19 protein-coding genes, 17 tRNA genes and 1 rRNA gene are annotated in these 22671 nt (G+C 47.7%); 7 read left to right on the top strand and 30 right to left on the bottom strand.

Features of this window, described 5'->3' with window-relative positions; genetic code table 11:
- Positions 1 to 13 precede the first annotated feature (13 nt).
- Positions 14 to 1429 carry a pyruvate kinase gene (gene pyk, locus MHI06_RS01495; protein WP_074093123.1) on the top strand — a complete coding sequence of 472 codons (1416 nt, stop codon included), beginning with the start codon at positions 14 to 16 and terminating at the stop codon, positions 1427 to 1429.
- 140 nt (positions 1430 to 1569) lie between these two features.
- Here the strand turns inward: pyk and MHI06_RS01490 are convergent, their stop codons facing one another.
- Together MHI06_RS01490 and MHI06_RS01485 are read right to left on the bottom strand one after the other, a co-directional pair.
- Positions 1570 to 3099 carry a PAS domain-containing protein gene (locus MHI06_RS01490; protein ID WP_340400176.1) on the bottom strand — a complete coding sequence of 510 codons (1530 nt, stop codon included), beginning with the start codon at positions 3097 to 3099 and terminating at the stop codon, positions 1570 to 1572.
- Between the two features lie 181 nt (positions 3100 to 3280).
- The gene (locus MHI06_RS01485) at positions 3281 to 3730 is read right to left on the bottom strand and encodes an SRPBCC family protein (RefSeq protein ID WP_340400175.1); all 450 of its coding nucleotides are present in this window, start codon (positions 3728 to 3730) and stop codon (positions 3281 to 3283) included.
- A gap of 167 nt (positions 3731 to 3897) precedes the next feature.
- On the opposite strand from MHI06_RS01485, the gene MHI06_RS01480 reads away from it, so the two are divergent.
- Complete coding sequence (locus tag MHI06_RS01480; protein ID WP_340400174.1) at positions 3898 to 4437, top strand: SUKH-3 domain-containing protein; 540 nt, start codon at positions 3898 to 3900, stop codon at positions 4435 to 4437.
- Positions 4434 to 5171, top strand: coding sequence for a WecB/TagA/CpsF family glycosyltransferase (locus tag MHI06_RS01475; RefSeq protein ID WP_340400173.1), 738 nt, complete (start codon positions 4434 to 4436; stop codon positions 5169 to 5171). The genes MHI06_RS01480 and MHI06_RS01475 overlap by 4 nt, the downstream gene beginning before the upstream one ends.
- Positions 5172 to 5266: 95 nt before the next feature.
- Here the strand turns inward: MHI06_RS01475 and MHI06_RS01470 are convergent, their stop codons facing one another.
- On the bottom strand, positions 5267 to 5800 hold the full coding sequence (locus MHI06_RS01470; RefSeq protein WP_340400172.1) for an MOSC domain-containing protein: 534 nt from the start codon (positions 5798 to 5800) through the stop codon (positions 5267 to 5269).
- A 267-nt stretch (positions 5801 to 6067) separates the two neighbouring features.
- On the opposite strand from MHI06_RS01470, the gene MHI06_RS01465 reads away from it, so the two are divergent.
- The 3 genes from MHI06_RS01465 to MHI06_RS01455 all read left to right on the top strand — a co-directional run bounded on the left by MHI06_RS01465 (position 6068) and on the right by MHI06_RS01455 (position 7962).
- Positions 6068 to 6424 (top strand): DUF1304 domain-containing protein, encoded by a 357-nt coding sequence (locus tag MHI06_RS01465; protein ID WP_201028122.1) that lies wholly within the window; start codon positions 6068 to 6070, stop codon positions 6422 to 6424.
- A gap of 115 nt (positions 6425 to 6539) precedes the next feature.
- Entirely contained in the window at positions 6540 to 7340 is an 801-nt protein-coding gene (locus tag MHI06_RS01460; protein WP_340400171.1) for a DUF4261 domain-containing protein, read from the top strand.
- 262 nt (positions 7341 to 7602) lie between these two features.
- Positions 7603 to 7962 carry a hypothetical protein gene (locus MHI06_RS01455; RefSeq protein ID WP_264936225.1) on the top strand — a complete coding sequence of 120 codons (360 nt, stop codon included), beginning with the start codon at positions 7603 to 7605 and terminating at the stop codon, positions 7960 to 7962.
- 109 nt (positions 7963 to 8071) lie between these two features.
- Here the strand turns inward: MHI06_RS01455 and MHI06_RS01450 are convergent, their stop codons facing one another.
- Entirely contained in the window at positions 8072 to 8623 is a 552-nt protein-coding gene (locus tag MHI06_RS01450; RefSeq protein WP_340400170.1) for a GNAT family N-acetyltransferase, read from the bottom strand.
- Complete coding sequence (locus MHI06_RS01445) at positions 8620 to 9147, bottom strand: hypothetical protein (RefSeq protein ID WP_340400169.1); 528 nt, start codon at positions 9145 to 9147, stop codon at positions 8620 to 8622. Before MHI06_RS01445 ends, MHI06_RS01450 begins: the two co-directional genes overlap by 4 nt.
- Positions 9148 to 9626: 479 nt before the next feature.
- Between MHI06_RS01445 and MHI06_RS01440 the strand changes: the two genes are divergently transcribed.
- On the top strand, positions 9627 to 11606 hold the full coding sequence (locus tag MHI06_RS01440; RefSeq protein WP_340400168.1) for a methyl-accepting chemotaxis protein: 1980 nt from the start codon (positions 9627 to 9629) through the stop codon (positions 11604 to 11606).
- Between the two features lie 167 nt (positions 11607 to 11773).
- Here the strand turns inward: MHI06_RS01440 and MHI06_RS01435 are convergent, their stop codons facing one another.
- The 25 genes from MHI06_RS01435 to rrf all read right to left on the bottom strand — a co-directional run bounded on the left by MHI06_RS01435 (position 11774) and on the right by rrf (position 22595).
- Positions 11774 to 12781, bottom strand: a complete 1008-nt coding sequence (locus tag MHI06_RS01435; RefSeq protein WP_340400167.1) for a LacI family DNA-binding transcriptional regulator — start codon at positions 12779 to 12781, stop codon at positions 11774 to 11776.
- 126 nt (positions 12782 to 12907) lie between these two features.
- Positions 12908 to 13714 carry a 5-deoxy-glucuronate isomerase gene (gene iolB, locus MHI06_RS01430; protein WP_169483204.1) on the bottom strand — a complete coding sequence of 269 codons (807 nt, stop codon included), beginning with the start codon at positions 13712 to 13714 and terminating at the stop codon, positions 12908 to 12910.
- Between the two features lie 101 nt (positions 13715 to 13815).
- Complete coding sequence (gene iolG, locus MHI06_RS01425; RefSeq protein ID WP_340400166.1) at positions 13816 to 14868, bottom strand: inositol 2-dehydrogenase; 1053 nt, start codon at positions 14866 to 14868, stop codon at positions 13816 to 13818.
- 69 nt (positions 14869 to 14937) lie between these two features.
- Positions 14938 to 16413, bottom strand: a complete 1476-nt coding sequence (locus MHI06_RS01420; protein ID WP_340400165.1) for a CoA-acylating methylmalonate-semialdehyde dehydrogenase — start codon at positions 16411 to 16413, stop codon at positions 14938 to 14940.
- 98 nt (positions 16414 to 16511) lie between these two features.
- Entirely contained in the window at positions 16512 to 17522 is a 1011-nt protein-coding gene (iolC, locus tag MHI06_RS01415; protein WP_100528699.1) for a 5-dehydro-2-deoxygluconokinase, read from the bottom strand.
- A 197-nt stretch (positions 17523 to 17719) separates the two neighbouring features.
- Positions 17720 to 18622 (bottom strand): myo-inosose-2 dehydratase, encoded by a 903-nt coding sequence (gene iolE / locus MHI06_RS01410; protein WP_340400164.1) that lies wholly within the window; start codon positions 18620 to 18622, stop codon positions 17720 to 17722.
- Positions 18623 to 18686: 64 nt separating this feature from the next.
- Positions 18687 to 20552 carry a 3D-(3,5/4)-trihydroxycyclohexane-1,2-dione acylhydrolase (decyclizing) gene (iolD, locus tag MHI06_RS01405; protein ID WP_340400163.1) on the bottom strand — a complete coding sequence of 622 codons (1866 nt, stop codon included), beginning with the start codon at positions 20550 to 20552 and terminating at the stop codon, positions 18687 to 18689.
- 392 nt (positions 20553 to 20944) lie between these two features.
- A tRNA-Gly gene (locus tag MHI06_RS01400) sits at positions 20945 to 21015 on the bottom strand.
- Between the two features lie 10 nt (positions 21016 to 21025).
- Positions 21026 to 21099, bottom strand: a tRNA-Pro gene (locus tag MHI06_RS01395).
- Between the two features lie 7 nt (positions 21100 to 21106).
- A tRNA-Leu gene (locus tag MHI06_RS01390) sits at positions 21107 to 21185 on the bottom strand.
- 17 nt (positions 21186 to 21202) lie between these two features.
- Positions 21203 to 21279 (bottom strand) — tRNA-Arg (locus MHI06_RS01385).
- Positions 21280 to 21286: 7 nt separating this feature from the next.
- Positions 21287 to 21361: transfer RNA gene (locus MHI06_RS01380), tRNA-Gly, on the bottom strand.
- Between the two features lie 10 nt (positions 21362 to 21371).
- Positions 21372 to 21452, bottom strand: a tRNA-Leu gene (locus MHI06_RS01375).
- 6 nt (positions 21453 to 21458) lie between these two features.
- Positions 21459 to 21534, bottom strand: a tRNA-Lys gene (locus tag MHI06_RS01370).
- 9 nt (positions 21535 to 21543) lie between these two features.
- Positions 21544 to 21629 (bottom strand) — tRNA-Tyr (locus MHI06_RS01365).
- A 9-nt stretch (positions 21630 to 21638) separates the two neighbouring features.
- Positions 21639 to 21714, bottom strand: a tRNA-Thr gene (locus MHI06_RS01360).
- Between the two features lie 19 nt (positions 21715 to 21733).
- Positions 21734 to 21809 (bottom strand) — tRNA-Phe (locus MHI06_RS01355).
- A 17-nt stretch (positions 21810 to 21826) separates the two neighbouring features.
- A tRNA-Asp gene (locus MHI06_RS01350) sits at positions 21827 to 21904 on the bottom strand.
- A 25-nt stretch (positions 21905 to 21929) separates the two neighbouring features.
- Positions 21930 to 22003 (bottom strand) — tRNA-Met (locus MHI06_RS01345).
- A 17-nt stretch (positions 22004 to 22020) separates the two neighbouring features.
- Positions 22021 to 22096, bottom strand: a tRNA-Val gene (locus MHI06_RS01340).
- A gap of 6 nt (positions 22097 to 22102) precedes the next feature.
- A tRNA-Glu gene (locus tag MHI06_RS01335) sits at positions 22103 to 22174 on the bottom strand.
- A 4-nt stretch (positions 22175 to 22178) separates the two neighbouring features.
- Positions 22179 to 22254: transfer RNA gene (locus MHI06_RS01330), tRNA-Asn, on the bottom strand.
- A gap of 1 nt (position 22255) precedes the next feature.
- A tRNA-Ala gene (locus MHI06_RS01325) sits at positions 22256 to 22331 on the bottom strand.
- A gap of 34 nt (positions 22332 to 22365) precedes the next feature.
- Positions 22366 to 22439, bottom strand: a tRNA-Ile gene (locus MHI06_RS01320).
- A 39-nt stretch (positions 22440 to 22478) separates the two neighbouring features.
- A 5S ribosomal RNA gene (gene rrf / locus MHI06_RS01315) occupies positions 22479 to 22595 on the bottom strand.
- Between the last annotated feature and the right edge of the window lie 76 nt (positions 22596 to 22671).

Here is a 22671-nt window from a genome sequence, read left to right as displayed (position 1 = left end):
GGAGGAAATTAGCATGTTAAAAACAAAAATTATTTGTACCATGGGACCTGCTTGTGACTCAATCGAATTGTTGAAAGTAATGATTCAGGAAGGTATGACCGTTGCCCGTCTGAACATGGCTCATGGCGAACTGGAAGATCACGTGACACGGATCAACAATATCCGTAAAGCAGCTTCCGAACTGAACACTTATATACCGATCATGATGGACATCAAAGGGCCGGAAGTGCGTATCGGCAAACTGAAAGAAGCATCCTGCCACCTGCAAGCAGGTAAAGAACTGATTCTGACTACTGAAGAAATTCTCGGTGACGCTGAGCGTATCTCGGTAAACTATCCAGAACTGAACCTCGTTGTAAAACCTGGCGATCGTATTCTCATCGATGATGGCCTTGTGGATCTGACTGTACTGTCCGTGGAAGGATCCGATATCCATTGTAAAATCATCAGCGGCGGCATTCTGAAACCACGCAAAGGGGTTAACTTGCCAGGAATCAAAACGACACTGCCAGGTGTAACTGAGCGTGACGTTATGCACATCGGATTCGGGATCGAAAACGATATCGAAATTATCGCAGCATCCTTTGTTCGTAAAGGCGACGATATCCGTGAAATCCGCAGCATTCTGAAAGAACGCGGTGTAGAGCACGTACAGATCATCTCCAAAATCGAGAATCAAGAGGGTATGACTAATCTGGACGACATCATCTTGGCTTCTGACGGTATCATGGTAGCTCGTGGAGATCTCGGAGTTGAAGTACCGATCGAAGACGTACCAATGATGCAAAAAGAAATGATCGATAAATGTAACCGCGCTGGTAAACCGGTTATCGTAGCTACACACATGCTGGAGTCCATGCAAGTGAACCCACGCCCTACTCGTTCCGAAGTTAGTGACGTGGCGAACGCTGTACTTCAAGGTGCTGACGTTGTGATGTTGTCTGGTGAATCAGCTGCTGGTAAATATCCGGTACAATCCGTACGCACGATGGCTGCTGTTGCTCGCCGTGCTGAAACGATGATTGATTACAAAGAGCAATTCGCACAAAAATCGGCTCAACAGATCGCTGATATTACTGAAGTTATCAGTCAGGGCGCTGTAAGTTCTTCCCTCGTACTGAATGCAAAAGCAATCATCACTTCGACTGAGAGTGGATTCACAGCACGCATGATCTCCAAGTATCGTCCAAAAGCACCAATTATCGCAGTTACACAACATGAAGAAGTATTGGCGAAAATCTGCCTGCTCTCCGGTGTTATTCCGGTTATGGGCGACAAAGTAACCACTACGGATGAAATGTTCGAATCGGCTACACGTAACGCAATCAAAACAGGTTACATTGAAAAAGGTGACATCATTGTATTGTCCGCTGGTGTTCCAATCGGTCAATCCGGTAATACAAACCTGATCAAAGTTCAACAAGTATAATTCATTAGCTGAAACTGTAGCTATACATCTTAGCTATCAATAGAAATACAAAAATCCACCGGGAGCAGAAATACCCCCGGTGGATTTTTTGTCGATGATGTATGCCAATGATCGTGATGTTACAACAAACGGGTTCGAGATTATAGATTCCGCGAGTAATTAACCAGATCCTGTGACATGGTGTTGATCTCATCCATTGAAGCATTTACCTGCTGTGTCAGGGCAGCCTGATTTTGCGTTAACGTAGACATGTTACCGATGTGCTCAAGAATCTGATCAATCAGCGTTTTCATCTTTTGCATGCTGTCTTCGATATTTACTGTGGCCTCTGAACTATGATCAGCCAGTTTACGCACTTCACCGGCAACGACGCCAAACCCCAGTCTCAGCTCTCCCGCTCGCGCCGCTTCAATGGCTGCATTCAACCCGAGCAGATTGGTCTGACTGGCTATCTCTCGTATAAACACGGTGATATTCTTCGTATCATCTGCACTGCTTTTCACTTGAATGGCTGCATCGGCAGATAATTCCTGTGCCGTCACCAAGTCCTGTGCCTGATCGGTAATTGAGTTGATTCCACGTACCATCTCGCCAATGGACTCCGACAATTGTTTGGTTTTCAGATTCATGGCTTCTACGATCTGTTCCTTGTTCTTCTCATGGGTTACATCTCGAATGGTTCCAGCTACGCGGAGCGGTACTCCATCATGATCCCGAATGGTCTCCCCACCCGCGTGATACCACCGATACTCCCCGTCTTTACGTTGCAGACGATAATCCAGATCGTACGGCGTACGACCACTGTAATCATTCATATGTCTGGCAAATTCGTTGATCGTCCGATCATGGTCTTCCGGATGCAGTCGGCTGCTCCAGCTGCTGAACACATTCGGGAAATCCTGCTCGTCTTTGAACCCTAATTCTCTGCGGAACTGGGGTGACCACCAAAATTCATTATTCGGATTAACCACGTCTCCAGCCACAACGGTCATATCCCATGGAGCCTCGACCAAGGCGCGGTTAACAAGATCATATCGGGTGACGAGTGCTTCCAGCTCATCCGACTTACTCTTCTCCTCATGAATATCAAACATGATACCCAGAAGTTTGATCGGAACGCCAGCCTGATTTCGGACGACTTGTCCAAGACATCGGAACCAGCGGACTTCTCCACTTTTTGTAATCATACGACTGATTATGTTATACGCATTCGTTGCTCCAGCGTCATTCACATGTTTCATAATCTCCTGCACCAGTTGAGGTCTGTCATCCGGATATATGGATTTAGCCCAGCTTGCAAACGTATTGGGATAATCCTTGGCATTATGGAAGCCTAACATTTGGCGGAATTCATTCGAAAATGCAATGATATTATTGTTATCCAGCGGATCACCGGCAACAATTTCAGATTCCCATAATCCCACATTCATCGCCTGATTTAGCATTCTAAGACGCATCTCCACGGCTTCGTTTTGTGCTTTCATCATATGTACTGCTTTTTTGATGTTACTGGCTATTTCATCGTTATCCTGAAATTCAATGCCATCTTCGACCCCTGTACCATAGTCGCCCTTTTCTGCGTTTGCAACCAGTTTACGACTATACTCTAGTAATTTTTGATGCGCATCTATACGAAGTTGTTTGGTAGATTCAGTGCTTTTACGAAACATATCCATTTCTCCTCTTAGGTCATATGATATATATTTCGACATCATTAGACATTAAATGTAGAGCTATAGTCTTAATTTGTATAAAGAAAATGAACCAGCGCTGAATTAGCACTGGTTCATGTGTTATATAGATTTTTTTATGATTATAATCCATCATTGATGACTGCCTCTTACCAGCTAACTACCCGCCAAAATTCAGCGATTTCCCCGTCTCCACCCAAGTTTTGATGCTGCTCAAAATCATCCACCAACTGCTCTGTGCATTGGCAAAGGAAGGATGGTTATCTGTAAATTGATCATTGATCAGCGTCAGCTTCGTACACTCCCCCACAGTCTCCAACTGGAAGGCCACTCTGGATTGAAGCTCTGCATGATTCGCATGGTATGACGGCCCGGGATGCTCTTGATAGCTGAGTCTGGACAACGGTTCGAATTCTAATATATCCCCATACACATGGACAGTCTCCGCACCATCATTGCCTGGCCCTACATAAGCAAACGGCTGACCTGGCTGAAAATTCGTACGAAGTTCACTGCCGAAAAAGCTGTTCCGTGTACCATCTGGTGAAATGAGGGCATTCCACACATCTTCCAGCCCTGCATTGATATAAAACTCATATTTGAGTTCCATGGACTCACTCCCTTTATGTATTGGATATGCGATCTGCCAACCTCGCACTCCTATCCTATCGTTATACCCCAAAGGTCGTATTGTAAAAACGCGACATCAGGTTATATAGTCCTTTTCCAGAAGATCAGATATACTAAACTGGAATGAAATAACAGGAGTTGTTCAATATGACTGAAACGTCACAATCCTCATTGTTACCCTATCAACAAATGATTCAGTTGCTACAGAAGGCGGGCTGGTATGAGAAGCGATGCGTTGATATCTCGGCATACATAGAACAGTGCTCTACATCCGCTGATTTATTTCCGGCTGCCCGATCGTTTCTTGAAGAGTTTTGGGGAATAGATGAACTTATATATTTTAAATACTATAGCCACATCTCCGGGGAACCGCCTGCTGAAAGCCCTTGGCATGAATATGAATTTCATTTTATTCCGGATGCTACAGAGAAGCTACGTTGTTCCGCAGAGATGCATTCGATCTTAAACTACGCTAATGAAGATTGTTATTGTCTAGGATTAACCGGATACTACTATTCCGCAGTCACAGCCATTGGCCGTTCAGGCAAACTGTATCTGTTACACGATTATGATCCAAACGTACATGCATTCGATAATCTGATTGACAGTATGATACATGAACTTCACACGCATAAGCTTGTCCCCCATTCACTCATGGGACGGAATCGGAAAGGAAATGAGACATGAGCCAATCAACAAATATTATGGGTATCCCTTTTCCCAATGTCACGATGGATCAAACCGTTGCGATCCTTGGTGAAGTCGTAGATCAGGAAAGCACTGAACTGTTCCATGTCATCACAGGCAATCCCGAGATCGTCATGTCCTGTCAAAAGAGTGCCTCTCTTCGCCAAGTCGTCGATCGAGCCGGGTTGGTTACCGCTGACGGTGCTGGCATTGTGATGGTATCCCGTTTGCGGGGGGGACAATTGACTGAAAGGGTAACCGGTTGTGATCTGCTATTTCGTTTATTGGAGGAAGGCGATCGAAAACAATGGTCATTCTACATGCTGGGAGCAGAGGAAAGTGTCAGTGAACAGGCCGTGAAAGTTATTGCGCAACGTTATCCGGGAGTTGTCGTCAAAGGCAGACACCATGGTTTTTTTCAGGCAGATGAGGAACAACAGATTGTAAAAGAGATTTGTACTGCTCAACCGGACTTTCTTATCGTAGCTCTTGGCGCCCCCCATGCAGAACACTGGATTAACAAGTATCGCCATCAGTTGAACGCTCGTGTAGCCATGGGAGTAGGAGGTAGTCTCGATATTCTGGCGGGGAAAACCAAACGTGCTCCTGCGATGTGGCAGAAGCTTAACCTGGAATGGCTCTATCGCCTCCTCAGTCAACCTTCGAGATGGCGCAGGCAACTCATTTTACCCCGTTTTGCTGTGCGGGCATTGTTGTTCAGAGAGCCTAAATAAAGTGAAATCAGCAGCACACCAGAGTAGTATATACACTCTAAACAACCGAATGGCGAGCGCTATGGGCTGATGAATTAAAAAACCTGTCCTGAAAATCAGGACAGGCGAATGACTTCGATGGTATCCCCCGTGTGGATTACACCTTCCCGTTCAACCGAGCAGACGATTCCACGTTTTTTGCGAGCGGCTGGCACGAACTTTTTGCGCAAACCGTCCTGTTCGTAGAATTGCTCAATCATTTTTCGCGGATGCACACAAGGAAGATTCTCTCCTTCGCATATTAACCCCGTACCGTTCGGAAATAGAAGCCGCGTTCCAGCAGGCAATTCAGTCAATCGATCAATGCCACGGATCAGCATATTGGCACCAAGCCACTCTGGACGCACTTCAGGAATGTTCATTTTCTCAGCAATAAGAGCACATTCTTCCTCAGACACAATACTGATCTGGCGGCGATTCGCAATCGGTGTGCCACGCTTGTAGACCTTCTGACGGGAGTCCGCCGGACGGAGCAAACCATAGTGACGGTCACCCGGAATTCCCGCAAGCTCGATGTCGATAAAAGGGATAACTCGTGTCACAAATGTGGATGGATCATCAGCCAACAAGACGAATTGAACAGTTCCCATAGTAATCGCCTCTCTTTCCTTAGCAATATTGCTTCTTTATTGTTCATTATTACCCAATGAATGGATTTTCGACAATCGGCGTATGCTTACCTTTGTATCCATTTTTTTATTTTCAACATCATAACGCACTTGGAAAATGATAAATCATTTAAATAATACACAATTAAATTGTTACAAATTATTTTTACTCTTTCCGTTCTCGTCGCAAACATCTATACTAAGATAGACAAGTAAATAAATTACATATCAGAAAGTAAGGTGTTTCCTTTGATTAGTATCATTTTTGTAGCTCTTGTAGCTGTCGAACACATCTATATCATGGTGATGGAGATGTTTATGTGGACTCGTCCACGCACAATGAAAACCTTTAATCTCACGCCGGAATTCGCCAAATCCACCAAATCTCTCGCGGCCAATCAAGGTCTTTACAATGGATTTCTTGCGGCAGGTCTGATCTGGGGACTCGTATATCCGGATGCTGCCGTCGGACAGCATATTCAGATTTTCTTCCTCGCGTGTGTGATTATCGCGGCTCTCTATGGAGGGGCTACTTCTTCACGTTCCATCATTATTAAGCAAGGATTACCTGCGATCATTGCATTGTTGCTAGTTCTGTTCCTGTAATTTCTGTCGAATGGTGCATTGCATCGATTCATGTTAACTCCTTTATGGTAAGGTAGTGAATAGATAGCAGTGTACAATGACCAGAATCGTTCTGGAATTGAAAGGAGAACATGTCATGGGATTGTTTGACAAGCTTCGGCGGCGCAAAAAGGAGAAGGTACCTGCAGGTGGTGCTGTCGAATCGACGAATTACAATGAAACCATCGTGGGTTTTGTCCTGCTGGAGCGTGACGATTGTGATTTTGACCTCTTCATCAGGAACATGAAGAACGAATGGGATGTCGAGATTGAAGAACGCCCGGAGGAGGGCAATCTCTTTTTTGAAGTGAATGGGATGCAGGTGGTATGTGCTCACATTGCCGCCCCTGTGCCTGACCGTGAAGTTGAGGAGAATGCCAAACTCAACATCCTTTGGCGAGAAGCGGAGCAAGTTACCTCACGGCACCAGTCACAGATTATTGTCTCTGTTCTGAACGCAACAAATGCTATTGAGGGACATGTTCTGTTCACTCAGACAGCGAGTGCCTTATTACAGTTGGATCACGCGCTGGCAATATACATGGCCCCGCTTGTTGTCGAAGCCAGTCAATATGTGGAGACCAGCCGTGGAATCAAGCATGATGAGTTACCCGTCTCGCTCTGGATTTTCATCGGATTATATCAGAATGTCGAAGGCGCTTCAGCTTACACTTACGGACTACGTAACTTTGGCAAAGAAGAGATGGAGATTATGCAATCGTCGGAGTCCTTAAGCGATGTATTTGAGATGATGTTCATGACCACAACGTATGTGGTTGAAAACGACGTCACGCTGCATGACGGGGAAACACTTGGTTTCTCGGCAGAACAAAAGCTGAGCATTTCCCTTTCCAAAGGTGTAGCGACGGAAGGTAACAGTTTGAAGATTGGATTCTAGCTTACGTAGTTATCTTAACTTTATCGTGTCACCTTTGTAGAAGCCGTCTGGAGTTCATACTCGGGGCGGCTTTTTAGCTATTCAACTTCCTTTCAATTGACGATATGGAAGCAATCCCTGAATTTAACTTCACTAGGAAGAAGTAGTTCATAAGAACCAATTAATTAGGATTTAAGTTTTCATTCGTGCTATAAAAAGGTATAATTAATAGGCTTATAGTCTCATATCATACATATCATTTTATTATCGAGGAGTTGCCTACATGTCTGTTAGACGTTTGGATTCAACTAAATCTATTATTGAAATTACTTGGGAAGGTATTGTCTCCCCTGAACATGTCGAACAAGCGAATACAGAAATCCAGAGATTAGCGGAGCAATTGGGAAATTCGTTTGATGTGCTAGTCGATATGCGAAGCATGAAGGCATTCCCTCAGGATACAAAAGAAAAAATTGTAGAGCATCAGAAATTACTGACAGCGTGGGGTATGAAGCGGGCCAGTGTAGCCGTAGGGGGTGCAATCGCCAAAATGCAATTGAATCGGATTTCCAAAGAATCGGCTCATCAGACTGAATTCCAATGGGAAACGTATGATGAGGCTTTGGCATTTTTGTTGAAATAAAACGAGATAGTACAGCGTAAGTTTAAATATAATATTGTATGTGCTATACGTGGCAAAAGAAAGAGGCGTTTCCCATGAGGGAGCGCCTTTTTCTTATTCAGTAATGCTTTTACTTATTCCGTTTTTCATACTCCGTAGAAAGATCGCAGACCATATAAGATTCCAGACTACTTACACGTACCATCGTTACCGATGTACCACAGAAGCTTTCCTCCACGAACCCTAACCGCCTATATAAGCGAATCGCTTCGTTATCCGGGTCTACACTGAGCGAGACTGCTTCAATTCCCCGCCGTTTGGCTTCATCCAGTGCAGTCTGAAGCAGTAAGGTGCCTACGCCTTTTCCACGTGCATCTTCAATTACAGCCATCCCCATCTCTGGCGTAGCTGCATTCACATAACCGTAACCCGCATTCTGATCCGTATAGAATCGTAATGTTATTGAACCTGATTTCTTACCATGCTGGTCTACCGCAACATACCCAAAATCCCCTTCTCTTCCCCAGTCTTCAACATATTTGGATAGCTCAGGAGTATGTACACTTTCGAGTTGGATAGGTTCATCACCTTCTCGTGTGTGCAGGGACGCGTATAACATCTCCCACAGAAAGGGGATATCCTGTTCCTCAATCGGGCGTACATAATAGTTGGTCTTGGTCACGTTTGCTCCTCCTTCAGTTTTTCAAAAAGGCGCTCCATCTCATTTATATTAAGCTCATTAGTAATTTCGTAATCTTGAGATCGGTCTCGTGTCTTGTACCCACTATAGATTGAAACGGCATGCTCATTATAGAATGTTAATCCGAATCCATCGGTAAATCGACCTTCCTTATTAATGGTAAGTCGCCATTCATAGTAATATGGACTCCTTTCGGAAACGTCGAATTCCCGTACTCTTTTAAGTTCAACATCCTTCAATAGCTCCAGCATATCTCTAATCTCTGTGGGATCTGTAATCGTCACTGCATCTTCTTCATTATACGGATCTGCACTTGAAATTTTCCTAATTGTCAGTCGATCCAATCTATCCAGCATACTCATATGATCTGTAACCTCTGCTCTAAACGTCGTATGTTTGCTGGGGATATACATAGTATATTGACCCGAGGTATACATACGCACTGCAAAAGCTACAACAACAATAATCGTGGCGATACCCATAATGATTTTAATATTTTTAATCATACCTCTCTCCTCCACACACTACAAAACATATATGAAATGGTAATTAATGATACTTCTTAGTATATCATCTCAATCTTTCTGTTCCAATCTCATTTCCAGTTCCTTTCCTTCTATTTCGATAACGTTTTTGTCTAAACTATAATTATTGATAATGCTTGAACGGCAACACAAAGTGCATATAAACAATTATAGAAGAACTGCATTTTATAAATACGCTTTCAATGTTGGTGGACAAAATATAATTCTATACTCGCTAACTAACTTGTTCGATTAGCTAAAATTTGAACTAAAAATGACGATATACTTCATAAGCTCCATTCATTCTTACACATCCATGACATCCCTAAGCAATACTCGGCTTGTTTCAACACGTGAGCATGATCAACAAATCAGCTTGGAACATCATACTCGCCACACACGATAATATGTTATTTGAAGAAGTATAGGCATGTAATTGTAAAATGCTAGGGGGAATTGGAATGAAGCTCAAACCGAAATTAATGATTATGTTTCTGGCCGCTGTGTTGATTACTGCACTGCCACTGGCCTCCCTTGGTTTGGTTCAAACCGAAAAACAAGCCACACGTAATGTTGACTCCAAATTAAATGGCTTAATGGCCTCTTCGGCAAATCAGTTGGATGGCTGGATCAGTAGCAATGCCAAAGTCATCGAAACGTTGGGTTTTGTCATCCAGGAAGGCGTGCCTGAAGGGGAACTCACGGAAGAATACTTTAACATTATGAAGCTAGGCAGTAACCAAGAGAGTCTGTCGGATCTGTATTACGGTTCAGAGCAGGACGGCAGCTTCATGAATGGTTCAGACTGGACTCCCGATGCAGATTATGACCCAAGACAGCGTCCATGGTACCAAGAAGCGAAGCAAACCAATCAGTTGACATACTCTGATCCTTATCTGGATATGATGTCGGAGCAATATGCGGTATCGATTGCCATGCCGGTTCAAAACAAAGAAGGCACAATGCAAGGGGTTGTCGCAGGCGACTTGTTGCTCTCTACACTTACCGATACCGTGGGGAAAATAAACCTGGATGGGTTGGGCTATAGCTTTTTAATCGATAAAAATGGGCTGCTTTTGGCTCACCCTGACGATAAACTCGTGAATACCTCAGCCGCTGATAATACGGAGTTAAACCCGCTGCTGGCAGACATGCAGGCGAATCCGTCAGGTCAGAAGCCCTTCCAATACAATGATGAGAAATATCTGTTGTTCTATCATCAGATTCCAAGCACTGGCTGGGCTGTAGGCTCCATCATCTCCGAGAAGCTGGCCTACGCTGAGTATTATGAATTGCGCAACAACTACATTCTGATTATCGGTATTACGTTGCTTGTTGTGCTGGCAGGTGCCTATTGGATCGCAACACTCTTCATCAAGCCGCTGAAAAGTCTGCATGGAACGTCCCGCCAGATGTCGAGTGGTGATTTTACAGGACGGGTTCAGATCAAAGGCAAAGATGAGTTCGCTGAGCTCGGCATGGCATTCAATCAGATGTCAGATCAGCTTAGCACGCTGTTCAGACAAGTAACGGCCTCTGCTGATCGCGTACAAAGTATCTCGGGTGAGATGCATGAGCATACGGACAACACCAAGCGCATCGCGGAGCAGATCTCCATTGCCACCGATGAACTCGCCCGAGGCTCCAGTACACAGGCTGAATCCGTGTATGATGGCTCAAGCCGTCTGTCGGAGATGAGCAATAGTGTGGGCGGTATTAATCGCAGTGTAGAACAGTCCGTAACGATGATGCGTGAGGCAGGAGAAGCCATGTTGGTTGGACTACAGGCGGTGGATCACCAGGTCGAACTTTCGGATGGCAACCGCCAATCGATTGACCGTGTAGGTGAATCGATCTCCCTACTCGCAGATAAGTCACAGAAGATTGAAAGCATCGTCAGCATGATTCAAGGTATCGCCTCCCAGACCAACCTGCTTGCCCTGAACGCTTCCATTGAAGCGGCCAGAGCGGGTGAACATGGACGTGGGTTCGCAGTGGTTGCCGAGGAAGTACGCAAACTGGCTGAACAATCTGCAGGCTCTGCTCAGGACATCATCGTATTGTTGAATGAAATCCAGGCAGCTAGCCGCCAAAGTGTGAGTGAAGTCGATTCTGCTGAACATGGTATTGAGCAGCAGGTGGCTGCGGTGCATGAGATGCGCAACTCGTTTATGCGAATCAAGCAATCCATTGAAGGCATCGACAATCAGCTGCTGCAAGTATCATCCGCAACAACTGAACTGGATAACAGCTCTGGCAAGATCGCTGAAGTGATCTCCAGTGTAGCGGCCATGTCGGAACAGAGCGCCGCTTCCACAGAAGAGGTTGCTTCTTCTACGCAGGAACAGTTCAATTACATTACAAGTATCTCGGAGCGCTCCAATGAACTGGCTCAACAAGCCAATACGCTCGCTGAAGAAGTGAAAAAGTTCAAGATTTAAATCAACAAGCCGCGTTCTCCCATTGGGGGAACGCGGCTTGTTTGTTACGTTGTTATGTTACATATTCAAAATGAGAGATGAAACGGCACCCGTATCCGAATAAAAGATATGACTCAATTAAGCTTGGCCTCACGGCTGGTTAGCGTATGCTGGAAACCTCATTATTTTCAGCCCAATACACGGCCTGCTGAATCACGGATAACGAGTTCCGGCTTCAGCACAATCTTCTGCGGTTCTTTACGCTCATCCTTCAACTCTTCAATTAACAGATCTACAGCGCGATGTCCCAGATCTTCAATCGGCTGAGCAACAGTCGTAAGCGGTGGACTGGTTACCGAGGCCAGAATGGTGTTATCGAATCCGATAATGGACACATCCTCTGGCACGCGTAGCCCCAGCTCTTTGGCTGCCTGAAGTGCGCCAATAGCCTGAATGTCATTACAGCAGAACAAGCCTGTGGGATGATCGATCTCACCGAGCAGCAGTAGCGCCTCTTTTTTGGCCGAGCTCAGATCAGCTGCCGATTCTCGGATCTGATTTGGTTCCAGCGTATAGCCAGCCTTAATCAGTGTTTCACGGAATCCATGTACACGTTCCTGACTGCTGCTGACTTTGGACGGTTCAGACAGCACCGCTACACGGGTGTGGCCAAGTTCAAGTAGATGTTCCGCTGCGAGTCTTCCACCGAGAATGTCATCAATGGTGACTGTATGCACGGATAGGGATGGCATATGTCGGGCAATCAAGGCCACAGGTATGGACTGCTGCAAAAGAGGTGACAAAATTTCGGCATTATCGATTCCGGTTCCGATCATCATGCCATCTACCCTTTTTTGCTGGAGCAGATTCAGGTAACGCTCTACCCGCTCGTCCTTATTATCCGTACTGCAGATGACTACGCTGTAGCCCAATTGACGGCTTCGATCCTCTACCGCTCTCGCGAGTTCTGCAAAATACGGGTTGGATATGTCCGGTACAAGCAGTCCTAATGTATACGTCTGCTTACCTGTAAGTGCGGCTGCAATCGCGCTGGGTTGATAGTGGAGGCGTTCCATGATCTCCATAATCTCGGCGCGCCGCTTTTCACTGATCTTGCCTTTTCCATTAATGACCTGCGAGACGGTTGCAATGGATACACCTGCCTCGCGTGCGATATCGTATATGGTTGCTTTCATTGTTGTTCCCCATTTGTGCTATATATAAGTTTCGTTATACATAGATAATTGTTCTCTTCTCATTATGCAGGGGGAAGTCTGCATACGCAACTTGAAGCCAGCACAATGCGCGTAGCATGAACTGTTTTACTTTTTCATCAACCACTCATGGTCAGGGTCGTTATGGAATTTCCAAGTCCGGGTTGGTCCAGCCATTACGTTCAAGTAGTACACCTCATACCCCGGAGGAGCACCTACCGGATGATACCCGTCCGGAACAAGCACCACTTCACCGTTCTTCACTGCAAGCGTCTCGTCCACAGAACGATCATCCGTGTATATCCGCTGAATGGCAAACCCCTGCTCAGGCTGCACACGGAAATAATACGTTTCTTCCAGCAAAGATTCATCCGGGAGTGCGTCCCGATCATGCTTATGTGGCGGGTAACTAGACCAATGCCCATCTGGCGTGAATACCTCAACAACGAGCAAACTGTCCGCTTCCTTTTGTTCCGGCAAAATGTTGTGAATCTGGCGTTCCAGATTGCCATATCCTCTCGCCTCTACCCCTACATCCTCGGGTGCAATGAGACGAGCAGGGTACGTGCCTTTACCGGGTGCAACACATATAGCGACTTCCAGTTCGGTACGTGCTGTGATCTGTACTTGATCGGAAGTTGAGACGTAGACCGAATACGGCGGAATTTTCTCGAAAACACTCATTCTTTTCCCGATATTATCCCATGTGTTCTCCCGGGTACTTACATTGGCGAAACCGCTGAGAAGCACCACACAGAGTTCCTGATCACCGCTCTCACGGGTTAACGTCTCCCCTTCTGCCAACTTCGCTACCTGAAAACCAACATATTCCCACCCAGCTGACTCCGGTGTTACGTTTATAAGCGTACCGTCCCCCTCCGGGTTGACCACGGGTTTCACAATACGTTCTGACATCTTGTCATCCACTCCTTTCTGTAGTCGTCCTTAACAATCTGATACTTATAAAAATAAGAGCTATAACTATGAGGAAAAAATATCTCTATTCATTAATCCACCTATGGCGTTGCCGTTTGCGATTCCAGCGACACCCCAGGGACTTCACTCAGCTTCACAGGTCTTCCCTGCTCCATGGACAGTTTTGCTGCCAGCGCAATTCGTTCTGCCTGTACTGCATCGTGGCCATCTACGATAACTGGTGTATCATGGATGATTGCATCGATAAAGAGGGCTGTCTCCTGCACATACGCTTCATTGTAGCGTTCCAGGAAAAAGTGTAACGGTTTGTCGCGCATGAGCCCGGTCGCTGTACTGATCTCAGCCGTATTCGGATGATCATTCGCCGCTGCGGCGCTGCCCATCGAACCGAATACTTCAACACGCTGGTCATACCCGTACACTGCCTGACGGCTGTTATCAATAACACCAATCGCTCCATTGGCAAACGTCATCGTTACAATCGCCGTATCCACATCGCCATGTTCTGCAAAGACCGGATTGATCAGCACATTGCCCTGAGCATACACTTCTTCCACTTCACTGCCGGACAGATACCGAGCCATGTCAAAATCGTGAATCATCATGTCCATGAAGATCCCACCAGACACCCGGATGTATTCCGCAGGCGGCGGACTCGGGTCACGAGACGTAATTTTGATAATATGCGGATCACCAATCGTACCATCCTGCACATGTGCACGTACCCGTCTGAAGTTGTGATCGAATCGGCGGTTAAATCCGATTTGCAGTTTCACGCCAGCCTTCTCTACCGCTGCTACCGCTGCTTGGGTCTGTGCCAGATCCATGCTCACCGGCTTCTCGCAGAAGATATGTTTACCTGCCTTGGCGGCCTGTTCGATCAGCGGCACATGTGTATCTGTGGAAGAACAGATCAGCACCGCGTCTACATTAGGCATCGAGATCAACTGGTTGCTGTCCGTCGTTACAACAGGAATACCACGTCTGGAGGCCCAAGCCTCCAATTCAGGACCCGCGAACAAATCACTGATTCCCACAATCTCGGCATGCGGGTTGCGCAGGAGATTGTCTGCATGAATTTTACCAATCCGTCCAGCACCGATGATACCAATTCTCACTTTGTCCTTGCCCATTCCGTTATCCTCCCTATGTGCGTCCATATGGGCTGAGCGTTCCCCTTAGCCCGAGTGATGCTCTGGTTGTTACCAGCGCGCCGTTACCATCTTCTTGCGAGTGTAGAATTCAACACCATCCGTGCCATTGGCATGCAGATCACCGTAGAAGGATTTCTTCCACCCGGAAAACGGGAAGAATGCCATTGGCGCAGGTACACCAAGGTTAATACCCAACATGCCCGCATCAATCGTTTCACGGAATTGACGCATACTCGCCCCGCTGCGAGTGAACAGACACGCCCCGTTGGCAAAGTCGGAACGGTTCGCAAGCTCCACAGCTTCCTCTAGCGTAGATACTCTTGCCACCGAGAGTACTGGAGCAAAGATCTCATCCTGCCAGATTTTCATATTGCTCTCAACTTGGTCGAATACCGTTGGTCCCACAAAATAACCAGATTCACTTGTCGCCTGATCCTTACGTCCATCCCGGATCAAGGCCGCGCCTTCCTGCTCTCCAGCTTCAATGTAACTGAGTGTGCGCTCTTTATGTGGTCCACGGATTACTGGACCGAGGAACACGCCCTCATCCATCCCGTTACCAATGGTAATGCGGTCTGCTGCTTCCACCAGCTTTTGTACCAGTTCGTCAGCCACATCACCCACAGCTACAACCACCGCACATGCCATGCAACGTTCCCCTGCTGAGCCAAAAGCTGCACTGGTAATCTCTTTCACGGTTAGATCCAGATCGGCGTCCGGCATAACGATGGAGTGGTTTTTGGCACCTGCGAGTGCCTGTACCCGTTTGCCATGCTTGGATGCAGTAGTGTAGACGTATTCAGCCACAGGTTGTGATCCGACAAAGGAGATCGCTTGAACATCCTTATGTTCCAGCAACCCGTTCACGACATCATGTGCACCGTGTACGATGTTGAGCACGCCGTCCGGAAGCCCTGCTTCCTTAAACAGCTCTGCCAGGCGGCCTGCCAGCAGCGGTGTACGCTCGGACGGCTTCAGGACAAAGGTGTTACCGCACGCAATAGCCAGCGGGAACATCCAGCACGGCACCATCATCGGGAAGTTGAAAGGGGTAATTCCCCCAATAACACCGATTGGGTAGCGGTACATGCCCGACTCCAGTCCTGTAGCGATGTCAGGCAGTTGTTTGCCCATCATCAGATTCGGGGCACCAGCCGCGAACTCGACGCATTCAATGCCACGCAATACCTCGCCGTACGCTTCGGCATAACTTTTACCGTTTTCCAGTGTCACCAGGCGAGCGAGCTCTTCCCAATGTTCAACCAGCAACTGCTGGTAGCGGAACAGAATACGGGCACGGCGTGGAACCGGTGTGCTGCTCCAGGACTTGAACGCTTCCCGTGCCGTCTGTACGGCCAGATCCACGTCTGCTTGTTCAGACAGTGGCACGTGTGCAATAACTTCTTCTGTAGCCGGATTCACAACCGGCTCCGTACGAGTTGCCACCGGGGTTACCCAGGCACCTCCGATCCAGTTTTGTACCATTGTCGCTGTTGCAGACGCTTCAGAAATCCCTTTTCCCATAGCCCTGTCTCCCTTCGCTTATGTGTGATCCCTTATATTCAACTGTTTCATTGTTATAGATCTGCATGAGTGCGTTATTCAAAGTATTGCAACGTGCTTCAGGACACGGTAATCTCGCCCCGATTGCAACGTTCAATGTAGTCATTTACCTGTTCGACCGTTGGCATTGCATCCGAACAGCTGTGGCTTGAAATAACGATACTTGCTGCGCCACTGCCATACGCCATACTGCGCTCAATTGTCCAGCCCTGCATCAATCCATACAGGAACCCAGCCGCGTAAGAGTCGCCTGCGCCGAACGTTTTGACTACTTTTGCCGGATAGCTGTCCGCACGGTGGGAAAGCCCTTCACGCGTATAAGCAATGGACCCTTCCTTGCCGTGTTTGATTACAACGATGTTCGCTGAGAAATCAAACCATTTCTGTGCAGTCACCTGATCGCTATGATCCGGATTGTGGTCGAATGTTTCCATCATGTCGAACTCTTCACGTGTGCCCAGGATGATATCGCATTTCTCGGCTGCGAGGTTGTAATAAACCGCTGTCTCTTCATCCGATGTCCATGTGTATGGGCGATAGTCCAGATCAAACACAATAACCGTGCCATGCTTTTTCGCATACGTTAGTGCCTGTAATACGGCTTCACGGGATGGGCTCTGTGCAAGGGCTGTGCCTGAGATTAGCAGCACTTTGGAGTCAGCAATTAACTGCTCCTGTACCTCTTGTGCCTGTAATAACAGATCAGCTACATTGTCCCGGTACATCAGGATACTGCAATCGGTTGGGCTCTTGATTTCGGTAAAAGCAAGCCCAGTCACCGCTCCGGTGTCGTCCGTTACCACATTCGATGTGTCGATGCCGTTCTTCTCCAAGTAGCTATGGATGAATCTGCCCATTTGGTCGTTGGCGATCTTACCGATAAAAGCCGTCTCCATACCCAGTCTGGACATGCCAATCGTAATATTGGCGGGAGAGCCACCTACATATTTCGTGAACGTCATCGTCTCTTCCATCGGGCGATTGATCTCATTGGCATTCAAGTCAATACACAGTCGGCCAATCGCGGTGAAATCCTTCTTCCTGGATACGGGAAAGGATACGTAAGTCATTGCATGTGAGCCCCTTTCTGTGGTGGGATTTTACATGTTGTATATGGATATCTAGACTGTATATTCATTCCTCGTGAGGATTAGTAAACGGCTAGAATAGGTCAGTTTAATTTCCAATCGTAACGTTATACTCTTGCTGGCCTTCTTCCTTTTTCACTTCATGAGTATGGCCTCTGACTGCAGCAATGCTGAACAAATCAGCTGTGATGATATAAGGACTCCATATAGTTCAAAGAACGTTTCGCATACTCATACGGGTTATGAATTGCAGGGTCCTGCTCTCCTTCAAGCATCGCCCAGCCATCGTACCCTCGTGTGATCAGTTCTTGCAGAATTGGTGCAAAATCAATGCATCCATCTCCTGGTACGGTGAACACTCCTCTACGAATACAACCGACAAAGTCAGACTGCTCCGCGCGTGCTTCATCCAGCACATGCGGGCGGATATCTTTCAGATGGATATAGGCGATCCTATCATAATGTTTGCGTAGCAGTTCAAGTGGATCGGCTCCGCCATAATAGGCATGACCAGTATCATAGAGCAGGTACACGAGAGAAGGGTCTGTCAGCTCCATCAGTCGATCAATCTCATCCGGTTGCTCTACCACTGTACCTCCATGATGATGGTACGTAAGCTTCAACCCATGTTCGCGAGCAATAGCTCCTGCTTCGTTCAACCCTTCAGCGAGGATATGCCATTCAGATTCGTTGAGTCTGAGCACTTCTTTTTCATTCGGTGTCCGTCTTGGATCAAAATGAAGTGACCCACCTACCTCCGCCGTACTAATCACCTTACTGCCCATGGATTGCAGGAATTCCGCATGTCTGCGATAACCGTCCAACTCCGACTGACGATACGCCGGATCGGAGAACAGTACCGATTTCCACTGGGAGACCAGATTGATATTTCTTTTACTCAATTCCTCACGCAATATAGCAGGATCGGTTGGATATTTGCGTCCCATCTCTGTGCCTGTCAGCCCAAGACGCTGAATGTCATCCAGAATCTGTGCACACGTTGTCGCATCACCATGCTCCTTCACATCCTCACCGACCCAATTGATCGGATGAATCCCAAGCTGGAATGGCAGCTTGCTCATTGCTCCACGTCTCCTTTGTCGTTCAACATTGTGGTTCACTCGGAATGCAGTGCTCAAAACCGGATTAAAAAGGTCTTGCTTTGGCACGGTTGGCTTGCATCGTATGATGAGCATGCACTACCTTTTCCTCGGCAGATACTTCTGGTACACCTACATTCCACCACGACTCGTATCCACCTGCGTTGGTTCCAGGCACAACCGGAATCTCAATCAGCGTACTCACCGTTTCGTTCTTCGCATCTCGGATTGCTTGTTCCAACTGTTCTGCCGTTTCTGCTCTATAGGATTTGGCTCCCATGCTTCGGGCGTGAGCTGCGAAGTCCATTGGCATGTAATCCCCGGTCAATCGTCCGCTCTCTGACTCCCGATAACGGAACTCATTGCCGAACCCATCACTACCATGTTCCCGCTGCAGATTATGAATACACTGGAATCCATTGTTGTTGAATAATAAAATAGTCATCTTCTTCTGTTCCTGCATGCTGGTCACAAACTCCGAATGCAGCATCAGATAACTGCCATCCCCTACCATCGCGTACACTTCACGATCCGGCTCGGCAAGTGCTGCTCCGAACGCTCCACTTACCTCGTACCCCATACAGGAGAATCCATACTCCATGTGATACGTCTTTGGTTCAGCCGCACGCCACAAACGATGTAGATCGCCTGGCAGACTACCTGCCGCACACACAATGACGGAGGATGGATCAATCGTCCGGTTAACAACGCCGACTGCTGTGGTCTGCGCCAGTCCAGATTCATGTTGTGCTGCATACAGCCGATCCACTTCTGCATTCCATTCAGTGCGGAGATCAGCGACTTCGGATGCGCCATATGCACTGCGGTATTGTCTTTGCTGCAATTCCTTTTGCAAAGCCTGCAACCCTTCACGTGCATCGGCCAGAATGGCTTCCCCTCCTAGCTTGGCGGCATCCATGCCGTTCAGGTTGATGTTAATGAATGATGCTTCTGGATGCTGAAAAGCAGAGCGGGACGCCGTCGTGAAATCCGAGAAACGGGTACCGACGCCGATCACCACATCCGCTTCTCTCGCCAGCCTGTTGGCTGCCAGAGAGCCGGTAACCCCGATGGCCCCCACATTCAATGGGTGGTCCCAAGAGACTGCACTCTTACCCGCCTGCGTCTCGGCGATCGGAATGCCAAATGCCTCGGCGAATTCCACGAGCTCGGCGGATGCCTCAGAGTACAATACACCGCCGCCTGCAACGAGCAGCGGCTTTCTGCCAAGGGCAATCTGCTGCGTTGCCCGTTCAATGGCTGCTTGTACAGGGGGCCGACGGTCCAGATAATGTACTTTGCGGGCAAAGAACGATTCCGGGTAATCGTACGCTTCTGCCTGCACGTCCTGTGGTAGTGCGAGCGTTACCGCTCCTGTCTCTGCTGGATCGGTTAGTACACGCATGGCCTGTGTAACAGCAATCATCAACTGTTCGGGACGAACGATACGATCCCAGTATTTACTAACTGCTTTGAATGGGTCAGTGGCTGAGATTGTATAATCACTGCTCACTTCCAACTGCTGAAGTACCGGGTCCGGTTCCCGTGTAGCAAAGTTATCTCCAGGAAGCAATAAAACCGGAATCCGGTTCACCGTTGCGGTAGCTGCCGCCGTAATCATATTCAAAGCACCAGGTCCAATGGATGTTGTACATGCATAGATCTGTCTGCGGTTCTTCTGCTTCGCATAGGCTGCTGCCGTATGCACCATACCTTGTTCGTTCTTCCCTTGCATATACGTCAGGCTTCCGGGACTACGCTCCAGCGCTTCTCCAATGCCTGTTACGTTGCCATGTCCAAAAATACCGATGATGCCCTTCACAAACTTGGTTTCCACCCCGTCAACCGAGATATATTGCTGATCCAGGTATCGAAGCAGTGCTTGAGCCATCGTCAATCGAATTGTTGTCATGAATAGATCGCCTTCCTTTCCTCTACGGGTTAAGCGCTTAATCTAAGTTAAGTTTAAGCGCCTTACCCCTAAAGGTTAAGCGCTTAATTGATATGGTATTACAGGCTGATGATTTACGCAAGCTATTTTTGTAAGCGTTTTTATAAAATATGATAAAGAAGAGTATATCCAGGCGTTATACGATGCGTTAGACCTGTTTCATTTGAACAGCGCCCACCATTATCAAGGACAAATTTAAGGTGAGGAAATTTATGAAAGCATGGGATACATCCTGATACAGGATAATGATCCATATACTCTTTGAGAGCACCACGCACTAAATTGCCATTATACCTGTGAACGCAAAAAAAGAAAGAGACGGTTAGTACCATCTCTTTCTTTTTCAATATATAAGCGGGTGATGGGAATCGAACCCACGCTATTAGCTTGGAAGGCTAAAGTTCTACCATTGAACTACACCCGCATAACAACAATCGGGATGACACGATTTGAACATGCGACCCCCTGGTCCCAAACCAGGTGCTCTACCAAGCTGAGCTACATCCCGTTATCTATACCGGCGAGAGGACTCGAACCTCCACGGTTTCCCACTCGATTTTGAGTCGAGCGCGTCTGCCATTCCGCCACGCCGGCAAAATATGAAGTTATAATGGCGCGCCCTGAGAGATTCGAACTCCCGGCCTTTTGATTCGTAGTCAAACGCTCTATCCAGCTGAGCTAAGGGCGCAAAATATTGGAGCGGAAGACGGGAATCGAACCCGCGACCCTCGCCTTGGCAAGGCGATGCTCTACCGCTGAGCCACTTCCGCAAATAAGGGATGCGCGTGGAGGGACTTGAACCCCCACGTCAAAGACGCTAGATCCTAAGTCTAGTGCGTCTGCCAATTCCGCCACACGCGCATATAATGGTGAGTCATGAAGGGCTCGAACCTTCGACACCCTGATTAAAAGTCAGGTGCTCTACCAACTGAGCTAATGACTCATAGAAAACTGGTGGAGGATGATGGATTCGAACCACCGAACCCGTACGGGAGCAGATTTACAGTCTGATGCGTTTGGCCGCTTCGCTAATCCTCCAGGATTACATGGTGCCGGCGAGAGGACTTGAACCCCCAACCTACTGATTACAAGTCAGTTGCTCTACCAGTTGAGCTACACCGGCGTATTACAGGTGTTATATATGGTGGCTCGGGACGGAATCGAACCGCCGACACGAGGATTTTCAGTCCTCTGCTCTACCGACTGAGCTACCGAGCCTTACTACATTAAAAAAATGGCGGAACCGACGGGATTCGAACCCGCGATCTCCTGCGTGACAGGCAGGCATGTTAGGCCAACTACACCACGGTTCCAGATCACTTTCTCAAGGAAAGTTAATTGCGGGGGCAGGATTTGAACCTGCGGCCTTCGGGTTATGAGCCCGACGAGCTACCGGGCTGCTCCACCCCGCGTCGTTATAAAGTTTATATGGTGGAGGCTGAGGGGATCGAACCCCCGACCCTCTGCTTGTAAGGCAGATGCTCTCCCAGCTGAGCTAAGCCTCCATATTATGACCCGTAGGGGATTCGAACCCCTGTTACCTCCGTGAAAGGGAGGTGTCTTAACCCCTTGACCAACGGGCCTTACTGGCTCCCCGAACAGGGCTCGAACCTGTGACAACTCGATTAACAGTCGAGTGCTCTACCAACTGAGCTATCAGGGAATGGTGGAGCCAAGCGGGATCGAACCGCTGACCTCCTGCTTGCAAGGCAGGCGCTCTCCCAGCTGAGCTATGGCCCCATACACTGGTGTATTTCTTGTTGTGGTCTTACTATGGGCCCTGGTGGACTCGAACCACCGGCCTCACCCTTATCAGAGGTGCGCTCTAACCAACTGAGCTAAGGGCCCTTATCAATTCTCGAAAAAAAATACCCCCAAAGGGGTTTCGCTTGGCGACGTCCTACTCTCCCAGGACCCTGCGGTCCAAGTACCATCGGCGCTAGAGGGCTTAACGGTCGTGTTCGGGATGGGTACGTGTGGAACCCCTCCGCTATCGCCACCAAACGCGTAGCTTACATTTCAGAGTTGTTGTTCTCTGAAAACTAGATTCGAAACGAAACACGCGAATTACAACTTGCTA

This window comes from Paenibacillus sp. FSL H8-0079, assembly GCF_037991315.1.
Taxonomy (GTDB): Bacteria; Bacillota; Bacilli; order Paenibacillales; family Paenibacillaceae; genus Paenibacillus.
Note: the sequence above shows the minus strand (reverse complement) of the source record. Positions and strands in the feature narration are given on the sequence as shown.

What these genes read in the sequence shown, in the direction of transcription:
- pyk (WP_074093123.1), top strand. Translation starts at nt 14, where the DNA reads ATGTTAAAAACAAAAATTATTTGTACCATGGGACCTGCTTGTGACTCA.
- MHI06_RS01490 (WP_340400176.1), bottom strand. Translation starts at nt 3,099, where the DNA reads ATGTTTCGTAAAAGCACTGAATCTACCAAACAACTTCGTATAGATGCG.
- MHI06_RS01485 (WP_340400175.1), bottom strand. Translation starts at nt 3,730, where the DNA reads ATGGAACTCAAATATGAGTTTTATATCAATGCAGGGCTGGAAGATGTG.
- MHI06_RS01480 (WP_340400174.1), top strand. Translation starts at nt 3,898, where the DNA reads ATGACTGAAACGTCACAATCCTCATTGTTACCCTATCAACAAATGATT.
- MHI06_RS01475 (WP_340400173.1), top strand. Translation starts at nt 4,434, where the DNA reads ATGAGCCAATCAACAAATATTATGGGTATCCCTTTTCCCAATGTCACG.
- MHI06_RS01470 (WP_340400172.1), bottom strand. Translation starts at nt 5,800, where the DNA reads ATGGGAACTGTTCAATTCGTCTTGTTGGCTGATGATCCATCCACATTT.
- MHI06_RS01460 (WP_340400171.1), top strand. Translation starts at nt 6,540, where the DNA reads ATGGGATTGTTTGACAAGCTTCGGCGGCGCAAAAAGGAGAAGGTACCT.
- MHI06_RS01455 (WP_264936225.1), top strand. Translation starts at nt 7,603, where the DNA reads ATGTCTGTTAGACGTTTGGATTCAACTAAATCTATTATTGAAATTACT.
- MHI06_RS01445 (WP_340400169.1), bottom strand. Translation starts at nt 9,147, where the DNA reads ATGATTAAAAATATTAAAATCATTATGGGTATCGCCACGATTATTGTT.
- MHI06_RS01440 (WP_340400168.1), top strand. Translation starts at nt 9,627, where the DNA reads ATGAAGCTCAAACCGAAATTAATGATTATGTTTCTGGCCGCTGTGTTG.
- MHI06_RS01435 (WP_340400167.1), bottom strand. Translation starts at nt 12,781, where the DNA reads ATGAAAGCAACCATATACGATATCGCACGCGAGGCAGGTGTATCCATT.
- iolB (WP_169483204.1), bottom strand. Translation starts at nt 13,714, where the DNA reads ATGTCAGAACGTATTGTGAAACCCGTGGTCAACCCGGAGGGGGACGGT.
- iolG (WP_340400166.1), bottom strand. Translation starts at nt 14,868, where the DNA reads ATGGGCAAGGACAAAGTGAGAATTGGTATCATCGGTGCTGGACGGATT.
- MHI06_RS01420 (WP_340400165.1), bottom strand. Translation starts at nt 16,413, where the DNA reads ATGGGAAAAGGGATTTCTGAAGCGTCTGCAACAGCGACAATGGTACAA.
- iolC (WP_100528699.1), bottom strand. Translation starts at nt 17,522, where the DNA reads ATGACTTACGTATCCTTTCCCGTATCCAGGAAGAAGGATTTCACCGCG.
- iolE (WP_340400164.1), bottom strand. Translation starts at nt 18,622, where the DNA reads ATGAGCAAGCTGCCATTCCAGCTTGGGATTCATCCGATCAATTGGGTC.
- iolD (WP_340400163.1), bottom strand. Translation starts at nt 20,552, where the DNA reads ATGACAACAATTCGATTGACGATGGCTCAAGCACTGCTTCGATACCTG.